This is a genomic window from Saccharomonospora halophila 8 (assembly GCF_000383775.1).
GTDB lineage: Bacteria > Actinomycetota > Actinomycetes > Mycobacteriales > Pseudonocardiaceae > Saccharomonospora > Saccharomonospora halophila.
In genome coordinates this window covers 58,782-62,999 of sequence record NZ_KB912556.1, presented here as the reverse complement: position 1 = coordinate 62,999, position 4,218 = coordinate 58,782, and the positions used below count along the sequence as shown (strand labels likewise).

Below are 4,218 nucleotides of genomic sequence, written 5' to 3'. Positions count from 1 at the left end.
GTCCCCGCGCGTGCCCGGCGCATACCGTGGGGATCGTGCGGTGGAAGTTGCTGCTCCGGCCGAGCTGGCTGGCCCCGGAACCGCCCGCGCTGGAGATCACCGGTCTCCGGCACCGCTATCCCGACGGGCATCGGGCGCTGTCCGGGATCGATCTGCGGGTGCGGCCGGGGGAGCGGGTGGCGGTGCTCGGCCCGAACGGGGCGGGGAAGACGACGCTGGCCCTGCACCTCAACGGTCTGCTCATCCCGGAGGAGGGCACGGTTCGGGTCGCCGGCGTCCCGGTCGGCAGGAAGACCCGGACCGACGTCCGCCGGCGGGTCGGTGTGGTCTTCCAGGACCCGGACGACCAGCTGTTCATGCCGACGGTCGGCCGGGACGTGGCCTTCGGCCCGCGCAACTTCGGCGTGCCGGAGCCGGAACTGTCCCGGCGGGTGCGTGCCGCGCTCGACGCCGTCGGGATGGCCGGGCACGCCGACCGGCCGCCGGCCCACCTGTCCGTCGGCCAGCGACGCCGGGTCGCCCTGGCCACCGTGCTCGCGAGCGATCCGGACGTGCTGGTGCTGGACGAACCGTCGGTCAACCTCGAACCGGTCGCGCGCCGGGAACTCGCCGAGGTGCTCCTCGCGCTCGGGACCACGACGTTGCTGGTGACCCACGACCTGCCGTTCGCGTCGCAGGTGTGCCCGCGCAGCGTGCTGATCGACGACGGGAGGGTCGTCGCCGACGGGCCCACCCGGGAGCTCCTCGCCGACGAGCGGCTGCTGGCCGCGCACCGCCTGGAACTGCCGTGGGGCTTCCGGATGGACCCGGCATAGGCCCCGGCCGTGCCGCCCGACGGGGACGACGGCCGTGCCGTGGGGGGACCGTGTCGGCGAGGACGCCGGTCCGTCAGCTCCCGGGGTGGTGCGGTCGCACCTGGTGGATGAGTTCGTGCATCGTCTCGTCGGCGAGCCGGTAGTACACCACCCGGCCCCGGCGGTCGGCGGCGACCAGCCCGTGCGCACGGAGGATGCGCAGCGCCTGGGACACCGCGGTGTCGGTCATCCCCACCGCGACCGCGAGGTCGGACACGCAGATCTCGCGGGCGCAGTGGATACACACCAGCAGGGCCAGCCGGGAGGGGTCGGCGATCACCGAGAACCGGTCGGCCCATTGCTGGACGTTGTCCCGGTCCCCGAGGCATTCCACAGCGGCTCGCACCCGCTGTGGGTCGATCAGGCGGCGTCGTGAATCCGTGGGCACCCCTGAATGATCCCACCGACTCAGAGTCCGGCGAGCAGGTCGGTCGCCGTGCCGTCGGAACCGGGGGAGCCGCCGTCGCCGAGGAACCACTCGGTGCCGAACGCGTGGGCGAACGCCTCGTCAGGCATCGCCAGGAAGAACGACTGTTCACTGATCTGGCTGGCGTGCGCGCGCATCGCGGCGCGCTTGTACCCCAGGTAGCCGGTCACGTCCACCGCGGTGTCGATCACCGACTCGGGCTTGCCGACGTTCTCGTCGAGATCGGGGAGCTCGACCGGGGCGCCCTCGGGCGAGTCGGCGACGGCGCGCATCCCACGGGCGAGGTGGTCACGGTTCATGGTGTTCTGGAACACCCGCGGGGTCCCGGCCAGCCCGGCGGCCCGCATCCCCACGCGGTGCACCTGGATGTGGTCCGGATGCCCGTACCCGCCGTTGTCGTCGTAGCAGGTCAGCACGTCGGCGTGCTCGTCGGTGAGGATCGCCGCCAGACGCCGCGCGGCCTCGTCGACCGGGGTGGTCCAGAACGACCCCGGCACGTCGTTGGTGTCGGCGCCCATCATGCCGGAGTCGGTGTAGCCGAGGAACTCGACACGGTCCACGCCGAGTATCTCCGCCGCGGCGTGTGTCTCGGCCACCCTGCGTCGCCACAGCGGCTCGCCGTCGTCGAGGAACCCGTCCGGCACCTCGCCGTGCTCGCCGCGGGTGGCCACCACGAGTACGACGCGGTGGCCCTCGTCGTGCGCCTTGCGCAGCACCCCGCCGCAGCCGATGCACTCGTCGTCGGGGTGGGCGTGGAAGGACACCAGCGTCGCCATGCGTTCACCCTATCCACCCGCACGGCCCGCCGCGCGGGGCCGGGAGACGGCGGGGCCAGGTCGGTCAGGTCGAGGGCGGCTTGAGCGGATCGTGTCCCAGGGACATGAGCCGGTGCCGCCAGTGCGTCTCCCCGGCGGTCGGCTCCAGATCCTCGCGCCGCTGTCCGTGGACCTTGTCGACCACCCTGCGCATGACGTCGAAGTCGTCCGGGATCAGGTCGGTCTTGCGCTTGCCGAGGATCTCCAGCACCCGCTGGCCCAGGTGCGGGCCCGCCCGGTCCGGATACTCCTCGTCGTCCGGCGTGGACGAGCGCGTCCGCAACCACTCGCTCAGCTCCCGCGAACTCATGTTCACCACTCGGTGGAATTCGTCCCACAGCCGTTCGTCCGCACTGTCCACTGGCGATCTCCTTGTCCGTTCTCCCGCGGAAGGCGGTGTTCACCCCGGTGTGGTCTCGCCGCCCAGCGCGGCCATGACCTCCCCGGTGTAGTAGGAGGACAGCCGCCCGGCCGCGAGGAAGACGTACGACGGCGCCAGTTCGTCGGGTTCCGCGGCCCGGCCCATCGGGGTCTGCGCACCGAACGACCCGACGTGCCCGGACTCCATCGTCGCGGGGATCAGCGGTGTCCACACCGGCCCCGGCGCGACACAGTTCACCCGGATGCCCCGGCCGATCAGCGACTGCGCCAGCGCGAACGTCCAGGAGTGCACCGCACCCTTGGTGGCCGAGTAGTCGATCAGCTTCCGGTTCCCGCGCAGTCCGTTCACCGAGCCGGTGTTCACGATCGCCCCGCCCTCGGGCAGGTGGCGCAGCGCCGCCGCCGTCACCCGGAAATAGGAATGGATGTTGACGTCGAAGGTGTGGGTCCACTGCTCGTCGGTGATCTCGTCGAACGACTCGTGCTCGGACTGGGTGGCGATGTTGTTCACCAGGATCTCCAGCCCGCCGAGCTCGGTGACGGTGTCGGTGACGACCGACTCGCACCGGTCCCGCTCGGCGAGATCACCCGGTAACAACAGGCAGCGCCGGCCCTCCTGCCGGACCAGCGCGGCCGTGTGCTCGGCGTCGGCGTGCTCCTCGAGGTACGACACGGCGACGTCGGCGCCCTCCTTGGCGAAGGCGACGGCGACGGCCCGGCCGATCCCGGAGTCCGCTCCGGTGATCAGTGCCCGGCGGCCCGCCAGGAGGTCGCGGCCGACGTAGCCGCGCATCTCGTCGACGGGCTCCGGCGCCATCTCCCCGGTGTCGCCGGGCGGCCGCTGTGTCTGCTCGGGTTGGGTCACCGGGTCCTCCTCACGTCGGGGGTGGTCGTCGGCGGTGTATCGGGTCAGAAGTCGGTGAGCAGCTTGTCCGCCGTGACCGGGAGCTCGCGCACCCGGACGCCGGTGGCGTGGTAGGCCGCGTTGGCGATCGCCGCCGCGGTGCCCACGATGCCGATCTCGCCGATCCCCTTCGTGCCCATCGGGTTCACCGCCGGGTCGCGCTCGTCGATCCAGGTGGCCTCCACCGAGTCGACGTCCGCGCAGGCGCTGATGTGGTACTCGGCGAGGTCGTGGTTGACGACGAAACCGAACCGTTCGTCGAGCACACTCTGTTCGTGCAGGGCCATCGACAGGCCCATGGTCATGCCCCCGACGAGCTGCGAGCGCGCCGTGCGCGGGTTCACCACGCGGCCCACGGCGAACACGCCGAACAGCCGGGGCACCCGCACCTCGCCGGTGTCGACATCGACCCGGACCTCGGCGAACTGCGCGCCGAACGCGTGCATCGAGAACCGTTCGGTGTCCGGGTTCGGCCGCATCGCGGCGGTGAACCCGTCGCCGGGTTCCGGGTCGGGCCCGTACTTCTCCCGGAACCGGCGCGCGGTCTCCACGATCGCCGATCCCCAGTTCGTCGTGCCGGACGAGCCGCCCGCGACGGTCGCGGTGGGCAGGTCACTTGAAGGCGGACCGCGAGACCGAGGACGGCATCACCCACCTCGAGGCGAACCTGCCCGCCGTCGTCAGTGTCACCGAGAAGATCAACGAGCCGCGGTACCCGTCGTTCAAGGGGATCATGGCGGCCAAGAAGAAGCCGGTGGAGACCCTCACCGTCGCCGACCTCGGCGTCGACGCCGGGGAAGTGGGCCTGGCCAACGCCGCGTCCGGCGTCGTCGAGGC

At 71.8% G+C, this 4,218-nt stretch carries 5 protein-coding genes and 2 pseudogenes; 2 read left to right on the top strand and 5 right to left on the bottom strand.

The annotated features are described in order from the left end of the window. Window positions 1-26 precede the first annotated feature (26 nt). Window positions 27-815 carry an energy-coupling factor ABC transporter ATP-binding protein gene (locus tag SACHA_RS0112295; protein ID WP_019810102.1) on the top strand — a complete coding sequence of 263 codons (789 nt, stop codon included), beginning with the start codon at window positions 27-29 and terminating at the stop codon, window positions 813-815. Between the two features lie 73 nt (window positions 816-888). Here the strand turns inward: SACHA_RS0112295 and SACHA_RS0112290 are convergent, their stop codons facing one another. The 5 genes and pseudogenes from SACHA_RS0112290 to SACHA_RS0112270 all read right to left on the bottom strand — a co-directional run. Beyond that, entirely contained in the window at window positions 889-1,242 is a 354-nt protein-coding gene (locus SACHA_RS0112290; protein WP_028663126.1) for an ArsR/SmtB family transcription factor, read from the bottom strand. Between the two features lie 20 nt (window positions 1,243-1,262). Then, a complete protein-coding gene (locus tag SACHA_RS0112285; protein WP_019810095.1) occupies window positions 1,263-2,057 on the bottom strand; it encodes a PIG-L family deacetylase in 795 nt (264 codons plus the stop codon). A 64-nt stretch (window positions 2,058-2,121) separates the two neighbouring features. Further along, a complete protein-coding gene (locus tag SACHA_RS0112280) occupies window positions 2,122-2,457 on the bottom strand; it encodes a DUF3140 domain-containing protein (RefSeq protein WP_019810094.1) in 336 nt (111 codons plus the stop codon). Between the two features lie 39 nt (window positions 2,458-2,496). Further along, a complete protein-coding gene (locus tag SACHA_RS0112275; RefSeq protein ID WP_019810091.1) occupies window positions 2,497-3,342 on the bottom strand; it encodes an SDR family oxidoreductase in 846 nt (281 codons plus the stop codon). A 44-nt stretch (window positions 3,343-3,386) separates the two neighbouring features. Beyond that, window positions 3,387-3,998, bottom strand: a pseudogene (locus tag SACHA_RS0112270) (molybdopterin cofactor-binding domain-containing protein); the annotation flags it as partial. Here SACHA_RS0112270 and SACHA_RS21835 point away from each other — a divergent pair. Next, a pseudogene (locus tag SACHA_RS21835) lies at window positions 3,998-4,218 on the top strand (electron transfer flavoprotein subunit beta/FixA family protein); the annotation flags it as partial. The pseudogenes SACHA_RS0112270 and SACHA_RS21835 sit on opposite strands and share 1 nt — an antisense overlap.